20 protein-coding genes are annotated in these 20,775 nt (G+C 71.8%); 8 read left to right on the top strand and 12 right to left on the bottom strand.

Translation table 11 applies throughout. From position 1 onward, the window contains the following. The first annotated feature begins 14 nt into the window (after positions 1-14). A complete protein-coding gene (locus tag AB0C96_RS19655; protein WP_362918921.1) occupies positions 15-425 on the top strand; it encodes a protease inhibitor I42 family protein in 411 nt (136 codons plus the stop codon). Between the two features lie 130 nt (positions 426-555). After that, positions 556-1,065, top strand: coding sequence for a GtrA family protein (locus AB0C96_RS19650; RefSeq protein WP_362918920.1), 510 nt, complete (start codon positions 556-558; stop codon positions 1,063-1,065). Positions 1,066-1,137: 72 nt separating this feature from the next. On the opposite strand, the gene AB0C96_RS19645 is transcribed toward AB0C96_RS19650, so the two are convergent. Together AB0C96_RS19645 and AB0C96_RS19640 are read right to left on the bottom strand one after the other, a co-directional pair. Further along, on the bottom strand, positions 1,138-2,391 hold the full coding sequence (locus tag AB0C96_RS19645; RefSeq protein WP_362918919.1) for an ATP-binding protein: 1,254 nt from the start codon (positions 2,389-2,391) through the stop codon (positions 1,138-1,140). 19 nt (positions 2,392-2,410) lie between these two features. Continuing rightward, a complete protein-coding gene (locus tag AB0C96_RS19640; protein WP_362918918.1) occupies positions 2,411-3,091 on the bottom strand; it encodes a response regulator transcription factor in 681 nt (226 codons plus the stop codon). A 515-nt stretch (positions 3,092-3,606) separates the two neighbouring features. Here AB0C96_RS19640 and AB0C96_RS19635 point away from each other — a divergent pair. Beyond that, on the top strand, positions 3,607-5,136 hold the full coding sequence (locus AB0C96_RS19635) for an oligopeptide:H+ symporter (protein WP_362918917.1): 1,530 nt from the start codon (positions 3,607-3,609) through the stop codon (positions 5,134-5,136). An 88-nt stretch (positions 5,137-5,224) separates the two neighbouring features. Here the strand turns inward: AB0C96_RS19635 and AB0C96_RS19630 are convergent, their stop codons facing one another. The 6 genes from AB0C96_RS19630 to AB0C96_RS19605 form a co-directional block, all read right to left on the bottom strand. Continuing rightward, positions 5,225-6,679, bottom strand: a complete 1,455-nt coding sequence (locus tag AB0C96_RS19630) for a hypothetical protein (protein ID WP_362918916.1) — start codon at positions 6,677-6,679, stop codon at positions 5,225-5,227. Continuing rightward, a complete protein-coding gene (locus AB0C96_RS19625) occupies positions 6,679-7,653 on the bottom strand; it encodes a hypothetical protein (RefSeq protein ID WP_362918966.1) in 975 nt (324 codons plus the stop codon). The genes AB0C96_RS19630 and AB0C96_RS19625 overlap by 1 nt, the downstream gene beginning before the upstream one ends. Positions 7,654-7,763: 110 nt before the next feature. Continuing rightward, positions 7,764-8,729 carry a hypothetical protein gene (locus AB0C96_RS19620; RefSeq protein WP_362918915.1) on the bottom strand — a complete coding sequence of 322 codons (966 nt, stop codon included), beginning with the start codon at positions 8,727-8,729 and terminating at the stop codon, positions 7,764-7,766. A 16-nt stretch (positions 8,730-8,745) separates the two neighbouring features. Beyond that, on the bottom strand, positions 8,746-9,444 hold the full coding sequence (locus tag AB0C96_RS19615; protein WP_362918914.1) for an LPXTG cell wall anchor domain-containing protein: 699 nt from the start codon (positions 9,442-9,444) through the stop codon (positions 8,746-8,748). A gap of 283 nt (positions 9,445-9,727) precedes the next feature. Next, positions 9,728-10,231: an ATP-binding protein gene (locus tag AB0C96_RS19610; RefSeq protein ID WP_362918913.1), complete on the bottom strand. Its 504-nt coding sequence runs from the start codon at positions 10,229-10,231 to the stop codon at positions 9,728-9,730. Positions 10,232-10,406: 175 nt separating this feature from the next. Then, positions 10,407-10,775 carry an STAS domain-containing protein gene (locus AB0C96_RS19605; RefSeq protein WP_362918912.1) on the bottom strand — a complete coding sequence of 123 codons (369 nt, stop codon included), beginning with the start codon at positions 10,773-10,775 and terminating at the stop codon, positions 10,407-10,409. A 263-nt stretch (positions 10,776-11,038) separates the two neighbouring features. On the opposite strand from AB0C96_RS19605, the gene AB0C96_RS19600 reads away from it, so the two are divergent. Next, entirely contained in the window at positions 11,039-11,977 is a 939-nt protein-coding gene (locus tag AB0C96_RS19600; protein WP_362918911.1) for an RNA polymerase sigma factor SigF, read from the top strand. Positions 11,978-12,122: 145 nt separating this feature from the next. On the opposite strand, the gene hutI is transcribed toward AB0C96_RS19600, so the two are convergent. The 4 genes from hutI to hutU are packed head-to-tail and all read right to left on the bottom strand — an operon-like array spanning position 12,123 to position 17,570. Next, positions 12,123-13,289 (bottom strand): imidazolonepropionase, encoded by a 1,167-nt coding sequence (hutI, locus tag AB0C96_RS19595; RefSeq protein WP_362918965.1) that lies wholly within the window; start codon positions 13,287-13,289, stop codon positions 12,123-12,125. Between the two features lie 32 nt (positions 13,290-13,321). Then, entirely contained in the window at positions 13,322-14,680 is a 1,359-nt protein-coding gene (locus AB0C96_RS19590; protein ID WP_362918910.1) for a formimidoylglutamate deiminase, read from the bottom strand. Further along, positions 14,671-15,888, bottom strand: a complete 1,218-nt coding sequence (locus tag AB0C96_RS19585; protein ID WP_362918964.1) for an allantoate amidohydrolase — start codon at positions 15,886-15,888, stop codon at positions 14,671-14,673. The genes AB0C96_RS19590 and AB0C96_RS19585 overlap by 10 nt, the downstream gene beginning before the upstream one ends. Before the next feature lie 17 nt (positions 15,889-15,905). After that, positions 15,906-17,570 (bottom strand): urocanate hydratase, encoded by a 1,665-nt coding sequence (hutU, locus tag AB0C96_RS19580; RefSeq protein ID WP_362918909.1) that lies wholly within the window; start codon positions 17,568-17,570, stop codon positions 15,906-15,908. A 258-nt stretch (positions 17,571-17,828) separates the two neighbouring features. On the opposite strand from hutU, the gene AB0C96_RS19575 reads away from it, so the two are divergent. The 4 genes from AB0C96_RS19575 to AB0C96_RS19560 all read left to right on the top strand — a co-directional run bounded on the left by AB0C96_RS19575 (position 17,829) and on the right by AB0C96_RS19560 (position 20,683). Continuing rightward, positions 17,829-18,341, top strand: coding sequence for a hypothetical protein (locus AB0C96_RS19575; protein ID WP_362918908.1), 513 nt, complete (start codon positions 17,829-17,831; stop codon positions 18,339-18,341). Continuing rightward, positions 18,338-18,733 carry a transcriptional regulator gene (locus AB0C96_RS19570; RefSeq protein ID WP_362918907.1) on the top strand — a complete coding sequence of 132 codons (396 nt, stop codon included), beginning with the start codon at positions 18,338-18,340 and terminating at the stop codon, positions 18,731-18,733. Before AB0C96_RS19575 ends, AB0C96_RS19570 begins: the two co-directional genes overlap by 4 nt. Positions 18,734-18,828: 95 nt before the next feature. Beyond that, positions 18,829-19,692 carry an ABC transporter ATP-binding protein gene (locus tag AB0C96_RS19565; RefSeq protein ID WP_362918963.1) on the top strand — a complete coding sequence of 288 codons (864 nt, stop codon included), beginning with the start codon at positions 18,829-18,831 and terminating at the stop codon, positions 19,690-19,692. Between the two features lie 28 nt (positions 19,693-19,720). Continuing rightward, the gene (locus tag AB0C96_RS19560) at positions 19,721-20,683 is read left to right on the top strand and encodes an ABC transporter permease (RefSeq protein WP_362918906.1); all 963 of its coding nucleotides are present in this window, start codon (positions 19,721-19,723) and stop codon (positions 20,681-20,683) included. Positions 20,684-20,775: the final 92 nt, after the last annotated feature.

The raw sequence follows: 20,775 nt of genomic DNA, 5'->3' as shown, positions 1-20,775 counted from the left end.
CGAGGGGAGGCCGGATGGAGAACAGCGGCATAGCGAGGGGCGTCAGGACGCTGGTGATCGTCGTTGCGGTCGCCGCCCTGCTGATCGCCCTGCACTCCGTCGTCAGCCAGCTGTCCGGGCCGGAGGTCTACGGCGCCGGCGACACCGAGATCGCGGTCTCCGCCGGGGACCGCTTCAGCGTGCGGGTCGCCGACGACCCCGCCGACGGCTACCGCTGGACCATCGCGGAGCCCCGTCCCGACCCGGCCGTCCTCAAGGCCGTCGGCCGGCGCGCGGCACCCGACGGCCCCGAGCGCTACCTCGACTTCGAGGCGGTGCGGCCGGGCCGTACCGACTTACGGCTGCTCCGCTGCCGGCACTGCTCGGCCGGCGGCGCGCAGGAGCCGGGGGCCCGCACCCTCAACTTCCGTGTGCGGGTCGGCTGACCGCACCGCAGAAGGGTGTTGCGCAGTACGACAAGGCAGCGGGCACCGCCATCCGGGCGTGGTTAGCATGAGGGGGCGGACCAGGGTTGACGGCCGCGAACACGCCACGTCGGGGAGCTGATCGATCACCATGAGTGAACGGAGCGCACTGCTGTCACGGCTGGAGGCGCTCGCTCGGGAACTGGTGAAATTCGGCGCCGTCGGCGGCGCCGGCGTCGTGGTCAACTTCGCGGTGTTCAACCTCGTACGGCATCTGACCGAGGTTCCCGTCGTCCGTGCCAGCATCATCGCGACGGTCGTGGCCACCGGCACCAACTACCTCGGCTACCGCTACTTCGCCTACCGCGACCGCGACAAGCAGGGCCGTACGCGCGAGCTGACGCTCTTCCTGCTGTTCAGCGCGGTCGGGTTGGTGATCGAGAACGGTCTGCTCTACGTGGCGACGTACGGATTCCACTGGGACACCCCGCTACAGAGCAACGTCTTCAAGTTCCTCGGCATCGGCCTCGCCACCCTCTTCCGCTTCTGGTCCTACCGCACCTGGGTCTTCCGCACGCTGCCCGCGCGCGAGGCGATAGAGACGGCCGAGTCCTTCCTCGCCGACGGGTCGCAGCGGCCGCACAGCACCTCCCGCAAGTAGCCGCCGCCGGCAAGTGGCCGAGGGGGCCGGCCCTTCGAAGACCGGCGCCGGCGGCACGGCGGCCGGTGCGCCTCACTCCTCGACGGCCTGCTCCGCCGCCTCCCGGGCCAGGAACAGCGCGAAGACCGGCGGATGCTGCTGGAGCAGCTCCAGACGGCCGCCGTCCGCCTCGGCCAGGTCCCGGGCGACGGCCAGCCCGAGCCCGGTGGAGTTGCGGCCGGAGACGGTCCGCTCGAAGACCCGCGAGCCGAGGTCCGGCGGGACACCGGGACCGGCGTCGGTGACCTCGACGACCGCTTGGTTGCCGGTGACCCGGGTACGCAGGGCGACCGTTCCGTCGCCGTGCATCAGCGAGTTCTCGATCAAGGTGGCCAGCACCTGGGCGACCGCGCCCGGTGTGCCGACGGCACGCAGCCCCTTCTTGCCGGAGCGGACGATGGCCCGCCCGGCGCTGCGGTAGGCCGGCCGCCACTCCTCGATCTGCTGCTTGACCACCTCGTCCAGGTCGAAGGCGACCGCGGAGCCGGTGCGCGGGTCCCGGGAGTTGGTCAGCAGCCGCTGGACGACGTCGGTCAGCCGCTCCACCTGCGCCAGCGCGATGGTGGCCTCTTCCTTGACGGTCTCCGGGTCGTCGGTGAGGGTGATCTCCTCCAGCCGCATGGACAGCGCGGTCAGCGGCGTACGCAGCTGGTGCGAGGCGTCGGCGGCCAGGCGCCGCTCGGCGGTCAGCATCCGGGCGATCCGCTCGGCGCTGGCGTCCAGCACGTCGGCGACCCGGTCCAGCTCCTGGACTCCGTAGCGGCGGTGGCGCGGCCGCGGGTCGCCCGAGCCGAGCCGTTCGGCGGTCTCGGCGAGATCGGTGAGCGGTGCGGTCAGCCGGCGGCCCTGGCGGACGGCCAGCACCACGGCCGCGAGGATCGCCAGCAGCGCGACGGCCAGGATGACCAGCAGCGTCCGGCCGATCTCCGAGCTGACCGTGGAGCGGGACTCCTGGACCGTGACGGACTCGCCGCGGTCGCCGCGCACGGTCGACTGGATGACGTCGCCGGCCGGGCGCTGACCGATCTCGATCGGCGGCTTGCCCGGGACCTTGATCTCGGCGTGCCTCTTGGCGGTGATCTGCTCGGACAGCACGTCCGGGGTGATCTTCTCGCCGCTGCCCAGCCGGCTCTCCACTATCCCGACGAGCCGGACCGCCTCGGACGCCACGCTCTCCTGCGCTCCGGACTGGATCGTGCGGGTCTCGACGATGACGAGCGAGACGCCGAAGACGGCGATCACGACGAGCACCACGGCGAGCGTGGAGTTGATCAGGCGACGGCGCACAGGCTCCTAACTCTCTTCGCTAGTTCTTCTCGAATCGGAAGCCGACTCCGCGGACGGTGGCGATGTAGCGGGGGTTGGCGGCGTCGTCCCCGAGCTTCTTGCGCAGCCAGGAGATGTGCATGTCGAGGGTCTTGGTGGACGACCACCACGTGGTGTCCCAGACCTCGCGCATCAGCTGGTCGCGGGTGACGACCCGGCCGGCGTCCCGCACCAGGACCCGCAGCAGGTCGAACTCCTTGGCCGTGAGCTGGAGCTCCTCCTCGCCCATCCAGGCGCGGTGGGACTCGACGTCGATCCGCACGCCGTGGGTGGCCGGCGGCTGCTGGGGCTCGGCGGTGGAGCCGCGTCGGAGCAGGGCCCGTACGCGGGCGAGGAGTTCGGCGAGCCGGAAGGGCTTGGTGACGTAGTCGTCGGCGCCGGCGTCCAGACCGACGACGGTGTCCACCTCGTCGGCGCGGGCGGTCAGCACCAGGATGGGGAAGGAGTGGCCTTCATTGCGCAGCCGGCGGGCGACCTCCAGGCCGTCCATGCCGGGCAGCCCCAGGTCCAGGACGACGAGGTCGATGTTGCCCTGGAGCCCGGCGTCGAGCGCCGTCGGGCCGTCCTCGCGCACCTCGACTTCGTAACCCTCGCGGCGCAGGGCGCGGGCGAGCGGCTCCGAGATGGACGCGTCATCCTCGGCGAGCAGTACACGGGTCATGGGCCGATGGTAGTCCGATGTACCGCGCCCGAGGGGTGGACCTGCGCGGATGGCTCACGGCGGACCGTTCCTGCTGCGAGAGCCGTCGTGAGCTGGGGCGGCGCGGGCGCGCGCGGTCGCGCGGAGGGGGGCGCACGGTTCCGCGCATCAGTGTGAGCGTTGTCTCAGGTACCCCAACGGCAGGTGAACCGGACGTATGGTGGCCGGAACGTCCAACGCACGACCACCGGGACCCATGACGCACCTGACGTCATCGGTCCCTCGGTGTGTGCGGGGCTGGTACCACCAGTCCCGATGCACAGTGAATGACCTGTCGACCGGGTCCGCCGCGCACAGCAGCACGGGGGGCGTGGATCCCGGTGTCGGACCGCCTTGCCGGCGCTTCCTCGGCTGATGCCGAGGGGTGCGGTACCCCCCTCCGGGCGTTGGGGGCCGGCGGATTCACACCGGTGCCGGTCATCCCCCACCGGGCGCGTAACGGCCTTCGATCGCGTCCCGAGCAGCAAGGAACCACCATGGCGTCCAGCCTGACGAAGGACGCTGCCCAGCAGGGGAACCCTGTAGACGGCGGCAAGACCTTCTTCGGCCACCCCCGCGGCCTGGCCACTCTCTTCATGACCGAGATGTGGGAGCGCTTCTCCTACTACGGTATGCGGGCCCTGCTCGTGTACTACCTGGTCTCCGGCGGCGCCGATGCCGCGACCGGCAGCCAGGGCGGCGGCCTCGCGATGACCGCGGCCACGTCCACGGCGATCTACTCGGTCTACGTTTCCATGGTCTACCTCATGGCCATGCCCGGCGGCTGGTTCGGCGACCGCGTCTGGGGCGCCCGCAAGACCGTTGCCATCGCAGGCTTCGTGATCATGGCCGGTCACTTCTCGCTGGCCGTTCCGGGCCAGGCGATGTTCTTCGTCGGCCTGATCCTGGTCGCGATCGGTTCGGGTCTGCTGAAGGCCAACATCTCCACGATGGTGGGCCATCTCTACGACGGCCCGGAGGACCCCCGTCGCGACGGCGGCTTCACGCTCTTCTACATCGGCATCAACCTCGGTGCCTTCGTCGCCCCGTTCGTCGTCGGCACGGTCGGCAAGGAACACAACTGGCACCTGGGCTTCGCGCTCGCCGCGGTCGGCATGGGCCTGGGCCTGGTCCAGTTCCTCATCGGCACCAAGAACCTGAGCCCGCGGAGCAGCGTCGTCCCGAACCCGCTGAGCGCCGAGGAGCGCAAGAGCGTTCTGACGAAGGTCGCCCTCGTGGCCGCCGCCATCGCCGTCTTCTACGGTGCCGTGATCGCCATGGGCGCCTACACGCTGAACTGGGCGATGGTTCCGCTGACGCTCGTCGGCCTGGTCATCCCGATCACCGTGCTGGTGCGCATCAAGCGCGACAAGGACCTGTCGGTCACCGAGCAGTCCAAGATGAACGCGTACATCTGGTTCTTCGTGGCCGCCGCCATCTTCTGGATGATCTACGACCAGGGCGGTTCGACCCTGTCGCTCTTCGCGGACGACAAGACCGCGGACAACCTGTTCGGCTTCGACTTCTCGGCCACCTGGTACCAGTCGCTGAACCCGCTGTTCGTGATGGCGCTGGCCCCGGTCTTCGCCTGGCTGTGGCTGTGGCTGTCCCGGAGGAACAGCGAGCCCAACACCATCGTGAAGTTCGCGCTGGGTCTGGTGCTCGTCGGCGCTTCCTTCTTCGTCTTCGTCGTCCCGATGGGCATGGCCGACGCCGGCGCCAAGGTCTCCCCGATGTGGCTGGTCACGATCTACATGATCCAGACCATCGGCGAGCTCTGCGTCTCCCCGGTCGGCCTCTCGGTCACCACGAAGATGGCGCCGCAGAAGTACGCCTCGCGCATGATGGGCGTCTGGTTCCTGGCCGTCACCGCGGGCGACTGCACCACCGGTCTGCTCTCGCTGGCCGGCGTGGACCTCAACGGCACGAGCATCATCGCGTTGCAGGCCTCCCTCGCGGCCTTCGCGGGTATCGCGGTGTTCATGTACCGCAAGAAGGTCCAGGCGCTGATGGGCGACATCCACTGAGCCTTTCGTTCCTCGTGAGAGGGCTCCGGCAGTTCGCTGCCGGAGCCCTCTCACGTTTTTCCCTTGCCGCAGACGGCCACGGCCCCGATCAGCGCCGCAGCCTGCGCCACGGGGTGAAGGCGAAGACCGCGCCGCCGAGCAGGACGAAGGTGCCGGCGACGAGGCCGAGGGCGGTCAGTGCGCCGTGGTCGGCCGCGCCGGTGTCGGCGAGGCCACCGCTGCCGCCCGAGACGCTGGCCGGTCCCGCCGCGCTGCCGCCGGAGGCCGCCGCGCCGCCGGCCGAACCACCCGAGGAGCCGCCGGACGTGCCACCGGACGAGCCGCCGGACGTGCCACCCGGCTGGGCCGACGTGTCCAGGGTGAGCGAGGCGCCCGGGTCCTTCTCAGGGGTGCACGTGGTGGTGGTGCCCAGCGCGTTGACGGTGAGCACGCCGGGGGTCAGCGTGGACTTGCCGGTGGCGCCCGGCTTGTAGGTGCCCTTCAGGTCGGGGATCTCGATCGGGTCGCCGGCCTTGATCGGCTTGTCGTTGGTGGGCCCCTCGACCTTCACCGATCCCTTGTCCGCGCCGCCCACCGCGACGTCCATCGACGGCTTGACCGAGTCCTTGGGGATGTCCGCCGGGCTGTCCATGACGGACTTCTTGAACTGCACCGTCAGGTCGTAACCACCGCTCTTCTTCACGGCGTTGATCTGGACCGGCGAGGTCGCCTTCTTGTCGCCGATGGGTGTCTTGCAGTCGTACGGGACCTTCACTTCCTTGCCCTGGTACGCGGTGCCGTCGGGGTCGCCGCCGGAACCGCCGGTCGAACCGCCACCGGTCGAACCGCCGGAGGCACCCGACGTCCCGGCGGTCGTGCCGCCGTCGGTGCCGCCGCCCGTGGTGCTCCCGCCGGTGCTGCCGCCGGACGTCGTCCCGCCGGTGCTGCCCCCGGACGTCGTGCCGCCGGTGCCGCCGGAGGTCGTCCCGCCCGTCGTCCCGCCGGTGCCGCCCCCGCCGTCGGTCACCTTGACGGTGACCGCGGGCCGCACCGTCTCCTTGGGGGAGCACTTGGTGTCCGTGGAGATCGGCTGGTTGACGTTGATGTTGTAGAAGCCCGGCGTCAGGGTGACCTCACCGGGCTTCGTCAGCTTCAACTTGCCCGTCATGTCGGACAGCTTCATCGGACTGCCCTTGGGGATCGGCGGGTTCTGCCGCGGCCCCTGCATCGGCAGCTCGCCGGTCTGCGCCCCGGCGACCGTGATCGTGCCGGTCGGCTGGACGGTGTTCTCCCCCAGGTCGAGGATGTCGGGGTTCTTCGACGCGCCCTCGATGGTCTTCCAGACCACCGTGATCTCGTCGCCGACCTTCGCGGTCGCGGGCGCGCTGACGTCCACCTTCGTGGTGCCCTCGATCGGCGGCAGCCCCGAAATCGGCGGCGGCAGACACTCCGTCTTGTACGAGACCTCCGCTGCCCGGGCGGTCCCGGCCACGGCCACCGTGCCCGCTCCCGCGAGCACCAGCGCGGCCGCCGAGGCCACCGCGGCTCTCCTCCGTTGCCTCATCACGCAGAACCTTTCGACGTCGGTCGTTCGGTTGTTGTGGTGGTGGACGGTGCGGTGTCCGGGGTGAACCACGGCAGCGCGGCGGAGCCGCCGCCCGGCGTGGTGCCACGTCTGTGGGCAGTGCCGGCGGCCCCTCCGGTGCCTGCGGTACGGCGCCGTGGACGCACCCGGTCCACGATCGCCATCCCGATGCGGAACACCGCCGTCGGGACCACCAGGCACAGCAGCACCCAGAAGAGCGTCACGCCCCAGGGCCTGCCGACCCCCCAGGGCTGCTCGACCAGGACCTTGTCGCCGTACTTCAGGGAGACCAGATAGTCCCCGTGGGCGCCGGCCGCGAGCTCGACCGGCAGCCTGACCTCGGCCTTCTTGCCGGCGGGGACGGTCCCCCGCCACTGCTGCTCCTCCCACTCGGGCGCGAAGACGCCGTGCGAGGTGCCGACCTGGAAGACCGGGTCCTTGGCCGGGGCCGAGCCGAGATTGCCGACCGTGACGGTCAACTCGCGCTGCGGCGGGGCCCCGAACCAGGTCAGCAGGCCGCTGCTGCCCGCCAGTCGCGGCTGGGCCAGCACGGTCAGCCGGCCGCCGGTGCGCTCCTCGGGCAGCGGGGCGACGGGGTGGCCCGCGACCTTGAACGCGGCATCGACCGCGGTGGCTGCGCCGGTGACGGTCGACACGTGCACCACACAGGGGCAGGGCTTGGGCGGCTCGGCGACCGCAAGACTCCTGCGGAACGCCCCGTGCGCATCGGTGGTGACGGCCCGTCCGTCCCCGTTGGCGCAGGAGTTGGTGCCGCCGATCATGTTCTGTCCGCAGATCAGCAGCGTGAGCAGCGCCTTGGGCCGCCAGCCGCGGCCGGTCACGGTGAGGGTGCCGCCCTTGCCGGCCTCCTTGACGGAGAGCCGGACGGTGGGCCCGCCGTCGTCCCGGACGGTCGCCCCGGCGACGGCGGCCGGCAGCAGCGCCAGTACCAGGGCTGCCGCCCACAGCACTGCGGCGACCGCTCCCCGCCGCCCGGAGGCGGCCGTGCGCCCGCCAGGTCCCGCCGCCGCCACGGCGCCCGTCCCGGCACCCGTCTCACCACTCACGCTCGCGCTCCCGATCCCGTGCTCGCCAACTCCCCTGTCATGTCGGCCACTTCCTCGCCGGACGGGCGCGCACCGGGGTCCGCACCGTCGCCGCCCGGCCCCCGGCCGGCCCGTGCCGTGCGGCGGCGCCGGACGACCAGCAGGGCTCCCGCCCCCGCCACCGCTGCGCACAGCGCCCCGGCGCCGACGGCCCACGGGGGCGCCGGGTAGGAGGCGGTGGCCGACGCATGCGCACCGCCCGCGGCGGTCACCGTCAGCCGGACGTCCACCGCGTCCAGGTCGGGCGGATCCGGCCAGCGCTCCGTCAGATCGACGGCCCGTCCGGGCCGCAGGGTGACCGGAAGCGTGCGGGCGGCGCGCCGCCAGACCGGCCCGAACAGCCCGTCGGCGCGCACCGCGAGCCGCGGGGTGAGCTCCGTGTTGCCGCGGTTGACCAGCGTGTACCGGATGACCGCGGCACTCCCCCGGCCGCGCACCGCCACGTTCTCGACGGTCAGCGCGGACAGCGTCGGCCCGGTCACCCGCAGATGGAGCGGTACGGCGATCCGCCGGCCGGCCCGCCCGGCACCGCTCGCGACGAGCGTGCCGGGGTGCCCGCCGGGGACCGCGTCGCGCGGCACGGTCACCGTGAACGGCACGCTCGCGCGGGTGCGGGGCGGGACCCGCACCTCGTGCGCCGCGAGCGCGAGCCACGCGCCGGCACCGGAGCCGCGCAGCCGTACGGTGACGGCGCGGCCGGTGTGGTTGCTGAGGGACAGCCGGTCGGTCATGACGGTGCCCGGCGCGCCCTCCAGGTAGAAGTACGGGCGGTCCTGCGCGCTCGGCTCGGCGCCGGCGCCAGGCGCGGGCGCGGCGGACCAGCCGCGGTCCGCCGGGGCGGCCGCGGCCGCTGCGGGGCACGTCAGCGCGGCCGCAGTCGCCAGGACCGCGCCGCACAGCGCGACGCGAGGACGGGACGGCATCGGGCGGCTCCCGGTGTCAGGCCTGCTGCCGACGGCGGGTCAGCCAGAGCACGCCGGCCGTACCGACCAGCAGCACCGTGCCGCCGAAGGTGCCCAGTGCGAGCGCGGAGTCCGCGGGTCCGGTCTGCGGCAGCTGTCCACCGGACCCACCGCCGGTGGCAGTACCGCCGGAGCCGCCGGACCCCTTCACGTCGAGGGTCAACGAGGGCTTGGGGTTGTTGCTGGGCGTGCAGGTCGTGGTGGTGCCCAGCGCCTTGATGGTGAGGGTGGCGGCCGTGAAGGTGACCTTGCCGGTGCCCTTGGGGGTGTACGTGCCGCTCAAGTCGCTGATCTTGATGGGGGTGTTGGCCGGTATCGCCTGGTCGTTCGGGGGCCCGGCGACCGGCACCGTACCGGTCTCCGCGCCGCCCAGCTTGATCAGCGCGCTCGGCTTCATGGCGCCCTTGCCCAGCTCCACGGGGCTGGAGGAGACTCCCTTCTGGAAGGACATCACGAGCCGGTAGCCGCTGCCGCTGGGGGTGCTCTTGATGTCGATCGGGGAGACCGCGCCCTTGTTTCCGATCGGTGTCCTGCACTGGTAGTTGACGTCGACGACCTCGGCGTGGGCGGCCGGCGCGGTGAGCATCACCGCGGACCCCGCCGCCATCGCCACGGCAGCGGCGAGGCCGACCGCCCGGCGCGGACTCCTGCCGTGCTGTTCGTAGAAGCGGGCCACTGTCCGTTCCCCTTCCCGGTGAGCGCACCGCCGAAGGTTACTGACGGCACATCAGATGGGCCGCTCAAGGTACGCCGGGGACCTTGTCGAGGGAAGGCACTGCACAGCCCGGATCGGTTCCGGCCGGTGCCGGCACGGAAAACCGGCCTCGTATACGACGGTCGCGGGCCGGCCGTACGACGGTCGCGGGCCGGCCGTACGGCGGCCGACCCACCCGGCACACACGACGGAGCGCGGGCCCATCGGCCCGCGCTCGCCCTTCTCCGCCCTGCCCGTCCGCCCGTCAGGACGGCGCGGCGAGCTCCGCCCAGACGGTCTTGCCCGCGCCGTCGGCGTTGCGCACCACGCCCCAGTCCAGGCACAGCCGCTGCACGATGAACATGCCGTGGCCTCCGGGGCGGCCCGGACGGTGCGGGCTGCGCGGCGCCGGTGAGCCGGCACCGAGGTCGCTGACCTCAAGGCGCAGCACCTTGGAGGCGCAGCGCAGCCGCAGTTCCTCGGGCCCTTCGGCGTGCAGGCAGGCGTTGGTGACCAGTTCCGAGACGACGAGCAGGACGTCCTCGGCCGCCGCACGCTGATCGGCGTTGGCGGCCGGCAGCCAGCCCCAGTCGTGCAGGGCCTGCCGGGCGAAGTCACGGGCGCGCGCCACGGCGCCCCGGGTGCCCGCCAGGCGCAGCCGGCGGATCTGGCCCGCCGGTGCGGCGGCGGCCGGAACGGCGGCGGAAGCACCGGCGCCGCCCGACTCCGGGCCAAGATCGCCCGGCGGGTACGGCCGGGTGGTGCTCATCAGCGCTTCACCTCACCGATTCGCCTATTCACGGAGAACAGATACCTGTACTGATTGCAACGGATTCAGGTGTCTCCTGCCCGACCGGACCGTGAGAACACCCACTTCTTGGGTACGGAAGTTGTGACACGTACTACGCGCCCGGAATTACGACGTTCCGGGCGCCGGTGTCAGGTCACTCGGCCAGGGCCGTATCAAGAGAGTCGTGCACGGTGAAAACCGCCTCCGCGCCGGTGATCTCGAAAACCCGGGCAACTACCGGCTGCATTCCGGCCAAGTGAACCCCGCCCCCTTCGGCCTCCGCTTTCAGGCGTGCACCGAGCAGAACGTTGAGACCGGTGGAGTCCATGAACTCAAGGGGTGAGCAGTCCACCACCAGGCGTGCGTATCCGTCCGTCACGCAGCCCTCCAGTGACTCACGCAACAGATCCGCGGTGTGGTGATCGAGCTCACCCGCGACCGTCACGACCGCGCTGGCGCCGTGATGGCGGATCTCGACGTGAAGCCGCCCCCGGCTCGCACTGCCGACCGTCCCGCGGTCCATGCGCGCGCACCCCTCTTGCTGTCTCGACAACGACTGATTGCTTACGACTGCGCTCCGTCGAACCCTACGCCTTCCTGATGCCCGTCGGTAGCCGAACAAACCGCATAGTGCCCAATATCGGACAACACGCACTTGCCATCTTCAGGCAAAGGCAGGTAGGCGTAGTAGGGACACATTCGAATCGGCCGGCTTTGGAGGCGCCGCACACCGCAGCTTCACGTAGAGGCTTCGGCAGCCATATGCCGAGAACGATGGAGGAGACCATGTCACCCCGGCTCGACGAATTGCGCACCGACGACAACCGGCAGCCCGCATCGTCGACACCCCTGTCCGGCCCGACCGGGCACATCCCTTCCCAGCCGCTCCCTGCCGAAACAGACCTGGCAGGCGTGCCTGAGATCGACGGTCTGCCCGAGATCCCGCCGTTCGACGAGGTGGGTCCGGTGGACGCGAGGGCTCTGTCCAAAACCCTCTTCGAGCGGCTCGAATCGCTTGAGGAAGGCACCCACGAATTCGCGTACGTCCGCAACACGCTGGTCGAGCTCAACCTCGCCCTGGTGAAGTTCGCGGCCTCCCGCTTCCGCTCCCGCAGCGAGCCCATGGAGGACATCGTCCAGGTCGGCACGATCGGCCTGATCAAGGCGATCGACCGCTTCGAACTCAGCCGTGGCGTCGAGTTCCCGACGTTCGCGATGCCGACCATCGTCGGCGAGATCAAGCGCTTCTTCCGTGACACCAGTTGGTCGGTACGGGTACCGAGACGCCTACAGGAACTGCGGCTGGACCTCGCCAAGGCGGGCGACGAACTGGCCCAGAAGCTGGACCGCGCCCCCACGGTGCACGAACTCGCCGAACGCCTCGGCATCAGCAACGACGAGGTCGTCGAGGGGATGGCCGCGAGCAACGCCTACACCGCGAGCTCGCTGGACGCCCAGCCCGAGGAGGACGACAGCGAGGGCGCCCTGGCGGACCGCATCGGCTATGAGGACCACGGCCTGGAGGGCATCGAGTACGTCGAGTCCCTCAAGCCGCTGATAGCCGAACTCCCGCCGCGCGACCGGAAGATCCTCTCGCTGCGCTTCGTCGCCAATATGACGCAGTCCGAGATCGGCGAGGAGCTGGGCATCTCCCAGATGCACGTCTCCCGTCTGCTCTCCCGCACGCTGGTGCGGCTCCGCAAGGGATTGATGATCGAGGAGTAGGCGACCGGCACGCCACCGCGGTCCCGGCCGGCCCACCACGGCCGGCCACCGCCCGCACACAGGAGGGCCCGCCCCCGGGAGTTACCGGGGGCGGGCCCTCCTGTGCCCCACGGGGCGGCCGGGGGTCGGCGTGGCGGACCGGTCGTCAGACCAGAACTCCCTTGTGCCACACGGCCGATACCAGCGGGACGCCCGGCCGGTAGGCGAGGTGGACGTGCGAGGGCGCGTCCAGGAGGACGAGGTCGGCGCGGGCGCCGGGGGTGATCCGGCCGACGTCCGTGCGGCGCAGGGCGGCGGCACCGCCCGCGGTGGCCGACCAGACGGCCTCGTCGGGCGTCATCCCCATGTCCCGGACGGCCAGCGCGATGCAGAACGGCATGGAACTGGTGAAGGACGAGCCGGGGTTGCAGTCGGTGGACAGTGCGACGGTGGCGCCGGCGTCCAGCAGCGGGCGGGCGTTCGGCCAGGTGGCGCGGGTGGAGAACTCGGCACCCGGGAGCAGGGTGGCGACGGTGTCGGACTGGCCGAGGGCGTCGATGTCGGCGTCGCTGAGGTGGGTGCAGTGGTCGGCGGAGGCGGCGCCGAGCTCGACCGCGAGCTGGACGCCCGGACCGTGGCCGAGCTGGTTGGCGTGCACCCGCGGCTGGAGCCCCTTGGCCCGGCCCGCGGTGAGGACGGCGCGGGCCTGGTCGCCGTCGAAGGCGCCCCTCTCGCAGAAGACGTCGATCCAACGGGCGTAGGGGGCGCAGGCCTCCAGCATCGGTCCGGTGACGAGGTCGACGTAGCCGGCCGGATCGTCGGCGTAGTCGGGCGAGACGATGTGGGCGCCCAGGAAGGTGACCTCGTCGGTGTGCTCGGCGGCGATGCGCAGCGCGCGGGCCTCGTCCTCGACGGTGAGGCCGTAACCGGACTTGGTCTCCTGGGTGGTGGTGCCCTGGCGGAGGCCCTCGGCGAGGTAGCGGGCGACATTGGCGTGCAGGGCGGCGTCGGTGGCGGCGCGGGTGGCGGCGACGGTGGTGCGGATGCCGCCGGCGGAGTACGGGCGGCCGGACATCCGGGCGTTGAACTCCTCGGTGCGGTCGCCGGCGAAGACCAGGTGGGAGTGGGAGTCGACGAAGCCGGGGAGGCCGGCCCGGCCGTCGGCGTCGACGGCGTTGTCAGTGGCGGGTGCTTTGCTGGAGGGACCGACCCAGGCGATGCGGTCACCGTCGATGACGACCGCGGCGTCCTGGATCAGACCGAGGGGGCCTTCACCGAGGGAGGGGTCGTTGGTGACGAGCTGGGCGATGTGGGTGATGGCGGTGGTCGGCATGGAGGTCGTCGTCATCGCGGGGGTGTTCTCCTTCAGCCGCGTACGGCGGCGATGGACTCTGCGAGGGCGGTGGGTACGTCGGCGAGAAGAGTGTGCACACCGTCCCGGACGATCTGCCGACCGCCGACGATGGTGTGTCGGACATCGGCCGCGGAGGCGGCGAATACCGCCGTCTCGGCGGCCAGCCGGGGCAGTGGTCCGGCGGTGCGTACGGAGTCCAGCGCGATCGTGGTGAGGTCGGCGAGCGCACCGGCCTCGATCGTTCCGGTGTCGTCCCAGCCCAGCGCGGCATGGCCGTCTGCGGTGGCGGCGCGCAGCAGGGCGGCGGCCGTCCAGTGTCCGCGGGTACGGGTGCGCAGTCGCTCGTCGAGCTCCATGGCGCGGGCCTCTTCGAGCAGGTCGATGACGGCGTGGCTGTCGCTGCCGAGCGACAGCGGGCTGCCCCGGCCCTGGAGCCGGACGGCCGGGCCGATGCCGTCGGCCAGGTCGCGTTCGGTGGTGGGGCACATGCACACACCGGTGGAGGAGCCGCCGAGCAGCCCGATGTCCTCACCGGTGAGGTGGGTGGCGTGCACGGCCGTGGTGCGCCGCCCCAACGCGCCGTGGTCGGCGAGGAGTTGGGTCGGGGTGCGGCCGTGCGCCTGCTGGCAGGCGTCGTTCTCGGCGGTCTGCTCGGAGAGGTGGACGTGCAGCGGGGCCTGCCGCTCACGGGCCCAGTCCGCGACGGTGCTCAACTGCTCGGTGGGGACGGCGCGCACGGAGTGGATGGCGGCTCCGATGCGGGCGTGCGCGGGGTTGGCCTTGAGCGCGTCGGCGCGCTGCGCCCAGCGGTCGGCGGTGCCGTCGGAGAACCGCAGCTGGTGGCGGTTGGGCGGGTCTCCGAACCCGGCCGAGAGGTAGGCGGTGTCGAGCAGGGTGATGCGGATGCCGGCGTCGGCGGCGGCCGCGATCAGCGCCTCGCCCATCGCGTTGGGGTCGCTGTAGGGGGTGCCGCCGGGGGCGTGGTGGAGGTAGTGGAACTCACCGACGCAGGTGATGCCGGCCAGCGCCATCTCGGCGTAGACGGCGCGGGCGAGGGCGTAATAGGTGTCGGGGGTGAGCCGGTCGGCGACGCCGTACATCACCTCGCGCCAGGTCCAGAAGGTGCCGGAGCCGACCTGGACGGTGCCGCGCAGGGCGCGGTGGAAGGCGTGCGAGTGGGCGTTGGCGAGCCCGGGGATCGTCAGGCCGCGGAGCGCGACGGCGCCGGGCGGCGGGGTGCCGGCCCTCGTGTGGACGGCCGCGATCCGCCCGTCCACGACGTCCACGGTCACGCCCGGCTCGACGTGGGTGCCGAGCCAGGCGTGTTCGAGCCAGTACGTCGTCGGTGTTGCCTGCGTCGTCAGTGGCACGCGAGCCCCTCCAGTACGTCGGCGAGTGCGCTGACCCCCGCGACGCAGTCGTCCTCCGTCGCCGTTTCGGCGGGTGAGTGCGAGACGCCGGTGGGGTTGCGGACGAACAGCATGGCCGTCGGGACGGTTCCGGACAAAATACCGGCGTCGTGGCCGGCTCCGGTGCCGAGGACGGGCACCGGCCGCTCGGCCGCCTTGCCGAGGATCGTGCCGAGCTCGTCCCGCAGGGCGTGCTGGAACTCCACGACGGGGGTGAAGGATTCGCGGACCACGCTCAGGTCCACCCCGTCGCGGGCCGCGTGCTCGGCGGCCGCCCCCTCGATCGCGGCGATCACGGTGTCCAGGGTCTCCTGGTCGGGGGCGCGGGAGTCCAGCCAGCCGCGGACGAGCGAGGGGATGGCGTTGACGCCGTTCGGCTCCACGCTGATCTTCCCGAAGGTGGCCAGGGCGCCGGCCAGTCGCGCCTGCTCACGGGCAGCGAGCACGGTCGCGGCGTAGCTGAGCATCGGGTCGCGGCGGTCTTCGAGGCGGGTGGTGCCGGCGTGGTTGGCCTCGCCGTGGAAGTCGAAGCGCCAGCGGCCGTGCGGCCAGATGGCGGAGGCGATGCCGACCGGATCGCCGGACAGGTCCAGGGCGCGGCCCTGCTCGACGTGGAGTTCGACGAACGCGCCGATCCTGGCGAGCCGTTCGGGGTCCGGGCCGATCGCCTCGGGGTCGTATCCGGCGCGCTCCATGGCCTGCGGGAGGGTGAGCCCGTCCCCGTCGCGCAACCGGTGTGCGGCCTCGGTGGTCAGCGCGCCGGCGGCGAGGCGGGAGCCGACGCACGCCAGGCCGAAGCGGGCGCCCTCCTCGTCGCCGAAGTTGACGATCGCCAGCGGCTTGCTCGGCTCCGCTCCCCGCCTGCGGAGTTCGTCCAGCGCGGCGAAGGAGGAGACCACACCGAGGGGGCCGTCGAAGGCCCCGCCGTCCGGCACGGAGTCCAGGTGGGAACCGGTGACGACGGCGTCTCCGGGGGCCACGTCCTGGTAGCCGGTGGCGCCCAGCCAGGCCCACTGGTTGCCGTTGCGGTCGGTCTCGTAGCTCAGGCCGCGGGCCTCGGCCTGCGCCGTGAACCACGCGCGGCAGTCGGCGTCGGCGCCCGTCCAGGCGTAGCGGCGGTAGCCGCCGGAGGCGGAGCTGCGGCCGATGGGCCGCAGCTCCTGCCACATCTCGTGGAACGAGGCGGTCACGCGCCCTCGCCCTCGCGCATCGGGATGCGGACGCCGCGCTCGGCGGCCACCTCGTCGGCACGCTCGTAGCCCGCGTCGACGTGCCGGATGACGCCCATGCCCGGGTCGTTGGTCAGCACCCGGCGGATCTTCTCCCCGGCCAGCGGGGTGCCGTCGGCGACGGTGACCTGCCCGGCGTGGATGGACCGGCCCATGCCGACGCCACCACCGTGGTGCAGGGAGACCCAGGAGGCGCCGGAGGCGACGTTGACCATGGCGTTCAGCAGCGGCCAGTCGGCAATGGCGTCCGAGCCGTCCTTCATGGCCTCGGTCTCGCGGTACGGCGAGGCGACCGAGCCGCAGTCGAGGTGGTCGCGGCCGATGGCCAGCGGCGCCTGGAGCGTGCCGTCGGCGACCATCTCGTTGAACCGCTCACCGGCCTTGTCCCGCTCGCCGTAGCCGAGCCAGCAGATCCGGGCGGGCAGGCCCTGGAAGTGGACCCGCTCCCCGGCCATCTTGATCCAGCGGGCCAGCGACTCGTTCTCCGGGAAGAGGTCCAGGATCGCCTTGTCGGTGGCCGCGATGTCGCGGGCGTCGCCGGACAGCGCCGCCCACCGGAACGGCCCCTTGCCCTCGGCGAACAGCGGCCGGATGTAGGCGGGGACGAAGCCGGGGAAGGCGAAGGACCGCTCGTACCCGGCGAGTTGGGCCTCACCGCGGATGGAGTTGCCGTAGTCGAAGACCTCGGCCCCGGCGTCCATGAAGCCGACCATGGCCTCGACGTGCCTGGCCATCGACTCACGCGCCCGCTGGGTGAAGTCGGCGGGCTTCTCCGCCGCGTACGCGGCCATGTCGGCGAAGTCGATGCCGACCGGCAGGTACGCCAGCGGGTCGTGGGCGCTGGTCTGGTCGGTGACGATGTCGATCGGCGCGCCCTCGGCGAGCATCTGCGGCAGCAGCTCCGCGGCGTTGCCCAGCAGGCCGATGGAGAGCGGCTTGCGCTGGTCCCGGGCCTCGACGGCGAGCTGGAGGGCGTGCTGGAGGTTGTCCGCCTTCACATCCAGGTAGCGGTGCTCGATCCGGCGCTCGATGGCGCGCGGGTCGCAGTCGATGCAGATCGCGACGCCGTCGTTCATGGTGACGGCGAGCGGCTGGGCGCCGCCCATGCCGCCGAGGCCGGCGGTGAGGGTGATCGTCCCGGCGAGCGTGCCGTTGAACTTCTTCGCCGCGACGGCCGCGAACGTCTCGTAGGTGCCCTGGAGGATGCCCTGGGTGCCGATGTAGATCCACGAGCCGGCGGTCATCTGCCCGTACATGGTCAGGCCGAGGGCCTCCAGGCGGCGGAACTCCTCCCAGTTGGCCCAGTCGCCGACGAGGTTGGAGTTGGCGATGAGCACCCGCGGCGCCCACTCGTGGGTCTGCATCACGCCGACCGGCTTGCCGGACTGGACGAGCATCGTCTCGTCCTGCTTGAGCGTGGTGAGCGTGCGCACCATCGCGTCGAAGGAGCGCCAGTCACGGGCGGCCTTGCCCGTGCCGCCGTAGACGACGAGCTGGTCCGGGTGTTCGGCCACCTCCGGATCGAGGTTGTTCTGGAGCATGCGCAGCGCGGCTTCCTGCTGCCATCCCCGAGCACTCAGTTCCGTACCGCGCGGTGCCCGCACGGGTCGCGGTCCCGACATGGGCCGTGCCTCCCTGACATCGAATGGATCGAGCTATTCACATACTGGGGTCACTGAATAGCACTAGTCAACAGGGCGCGGTGACCCGCTCGCGACGAGCCCCCGAAACCGGCCACCCGCTCCACCGGGGAGCCGCGCGCGCCGGCGTCCACAGCCCGGAAGTTTCGACTTGCCTACCGGGAAAGTCTCCAGTAACTTTCCCAGTAGGCAAGTCAACGGGGAACGTCCGGGCAGGGCCCGGACCGCCTTGGGGAGGCGATGATCGTGAACACAACAGTGGATGCCGAACAGGCCTGGCAGGACCTACAGCGCATCCGCGTACCGCAGGAGCGGGTGTACGACGAGATCGAGAGATGCGCGCATGACGACGCCAAGCCGACGTACACCACCGCCGCCATCATGTGGGTCTTCATCGCCACCTGGGGCCTGAAGCTCCCCGAGTGGGCGTTCTGGCTGGTGCTCGTCGCGTACGTCGCGCTGCTCGGCACACTGGCGGTGTTCTTCAGCCGCCGGTCGCGGGTCCGGCTGCACCGCTCGCGCTACAGCTGGCGGCAGTTCGCCACCTTCTTCGCGGGCATGATCGTGACCGCCGCGGTCATCCTGATCTCCGGCCACCTGGCGGAGTCGCTGGCTCCTCCGTTCAGAAGCCTGATCCAGGCCACCGTCTCGACGGGCGTCTTCGCGCTCTTCACCGGCCCGGCGAACCGCTGGGCGGTCGGCACGCTCCGTACCCGGGCCTCCAGAGCCGCCGACGCGGGGGTGGGGCGATGAGCACACCCAGCGGCTTCGACGAGCTGATCCACCCGTCCACCCGGCTGTCGGTGGTGGCGCTGCTCGCCGCCACCGAATGGGCCGACTTCCCCTTCATCCGCGACAGCCTCTCGCTCAGCGACTCGGCGCTCTCCAAGCAGCTCCACACCCTCGAAGAGGCCGGCTACCTGGAGATACGCAAGGAGGGCGGCGGCCGCAAACGCCGCACGAAGGTACGGCTGACCAGCCGTGGCCGCACGGCCTTCGAGGGCCATGTGGCCGCCCTCCGGGCGATCGTCGAGGGCGCCGGCCCACAGGCCACGCCCACCGCCGCGGCGCCCCGCCCCACCACGGAAGAGCCCGCGCAGCCACCACGACCACAACAGCAGCAGCACGCGAAGGCAGGCCGATGACCACGACCGAACAGCGGCCGGTGACCCCGGCCACCGGCGCTCCGACATCCACCGGGAGCCCGGAGGCCGGCCAACCCGTCATCCACGTCCGCGACATGAAGATGTCGTACGGCAGCACGGACGTACTGCACGGCGTCGACCTGGACATCCACCGCGGCGAGATCTTCGCCCTGCTCGGGCCCAACGGCGCCGGCAAGACCACCACCGTCGAGATCCTGGAGGGCTTCCGGCAGCGCTCCGCCGGGACGGTCCGCGTCCTGGGCACGGACCCGGCGCGCGGCGACGACGCCTGGCGGGGGCGGATCGGCCTGGTGCTCCAGTCCTGGCGCGACCACCGGCGCTGGCGGGTCGCGGAGCTGCTGACGCACTTCGCGACGTACTACCCGGACCCGCGGGACCCGGTCGAGCTGCTCGCCGTGGTGGGCCTCACGAAGCAGGCGGACAAGCAGGTCGACCAGCTGTCCGGCGGCCAGCGCCGCCGGCTTGACGTGGCGCTCGCCATCGTCGGCCGCCCCGAACTGGTCTTCCTGGACGAGCCGACCACCGGCTTCGATCCGGAGGCGCGCCGTGACTTCCACGAGCTGGTCGAACGACTCGCCCGCGAGGAGGGCGTCACGATCCTGCTCACCACCCACGACCTGGCGGAGGCCGAGCGGCTGGCCGACCGCATAGCGATGCTGGTCGGCGGCCGGATCCGGGTCTGTGGCACCCCGTCGGAGCTGGCCCATCAGGCCGCCGCCCAGGCGGAGGTCCGCTGGACCGCACCGGACGGCCTGGCCCGCAGCGAACGCACCGCGGACCCGTCCCGACTGGTCTGGGAGCTGCACCGCGACGCGGCCGGACCGATCGCCGATCTGGAGGTCCGCCGCCCGACGCTGGAGGACACCTACCTCCACATGGTGCACCAGGGCGACGACGCCGGGGCCGATACGCCGCGGGCGGAGCGGCACAACGCATGACAGGAACAGAACTGACAGGGGGACAGAAATGACCGCAGCATCGGCCACGGCGCAGGCCACCGACCCAACCGGCCCGGACGGCACGGCCGTTCGCCACCAGGGCCAGGACGACAGGCCTCCCACGGGACGGCCCGCGCCACGTCGCCGCTACTGGCGCGCCGGTGTCCTCCGCGGCGGGATCGAGCTCCGGCACCTCTTGCGCAACCCCAAGGAGATGACCGGCCAACTGGCCAACATCGTCATCGCGCTGCTGATCGCCGGCTACATCCACGACAACGTGCCCGGCACCCACATCCCGATGGCCCATCTGACGCTCTCCGGCTTCGCCGCGTACCTGCTGTTCCAGGTCGGGCTGATCAACCTCCCGCAGATCCTGGTGACCGAACGGGACGAGGGCGCCCTGCTGCGACTGCGCGCCACGCCCGGCGGCATACCCGCCTACCTGGTCGCCAAGTCGGTGCTGGTGGTCACGATGGCGCTCGGCGCCCTGGTGCTGCTCCTGGGCACCGCCGCGCTGGTGGTGGACGGCCCGCTGCCGCACAGTCCCGCCGGCTGGCTGACGCTGCTGTGGGTCAGCGCGCTGGGCCTGCTCGCCGTCGTACCGCTGGGCGCGGCGATCGGCGCCGTCCTGCCCAATCCCCGCGAGGCGCTCGCACTGATCATGCTGCCCGCGATGGGCCTGCTGATCACCTCCGGAGCGATGTTCCCGCTCAGCTCGCTGCCCGCGGTGGTCCAGAAGATCGCTTCGGTGTTCCCGCTCAAGTGGATGGCGCAGGGCCTGCGCTCGGCCCTGCTGCCGGACGCCGCACGCGCCGCGGAACCGGCCGGCTCCTGGGAGCTGCCGACGGTCGCCATGGTGCTCGCCGCCTGGGCCGTCGTGGGCTTCCTGCTCGCCATCCCCCTGCTGCGCCGGGCCGCCCGCCGGGAGTCCGGCTCCCGCCTCAGCGAACGCCACCGCAAGGCGAACCTGGCCGGCGCCGGGTCGGTCTGAGCCACCACGTGCCGGACGCCCCGCGGTGCCGGGCGCCCCGCCTTCCACGGGGTCCGGCACCGCGGGCGTCCGCCGTCCCCGGGGTCCGGCAC

This window comes from Streptomyces sp. NPDC048506, from assembly GCF_040651315.1.
GTDB lineage: Bacteria > Actinomycetota > Actinomycetes > Streptomycetales > Streptomycetaceae > Streptomyces.
The sequence above is the reverse complement of the archived record's forward strand: the minus strand, read 5'-3'. Positions and strand labels throughout refer to the sequence as shown.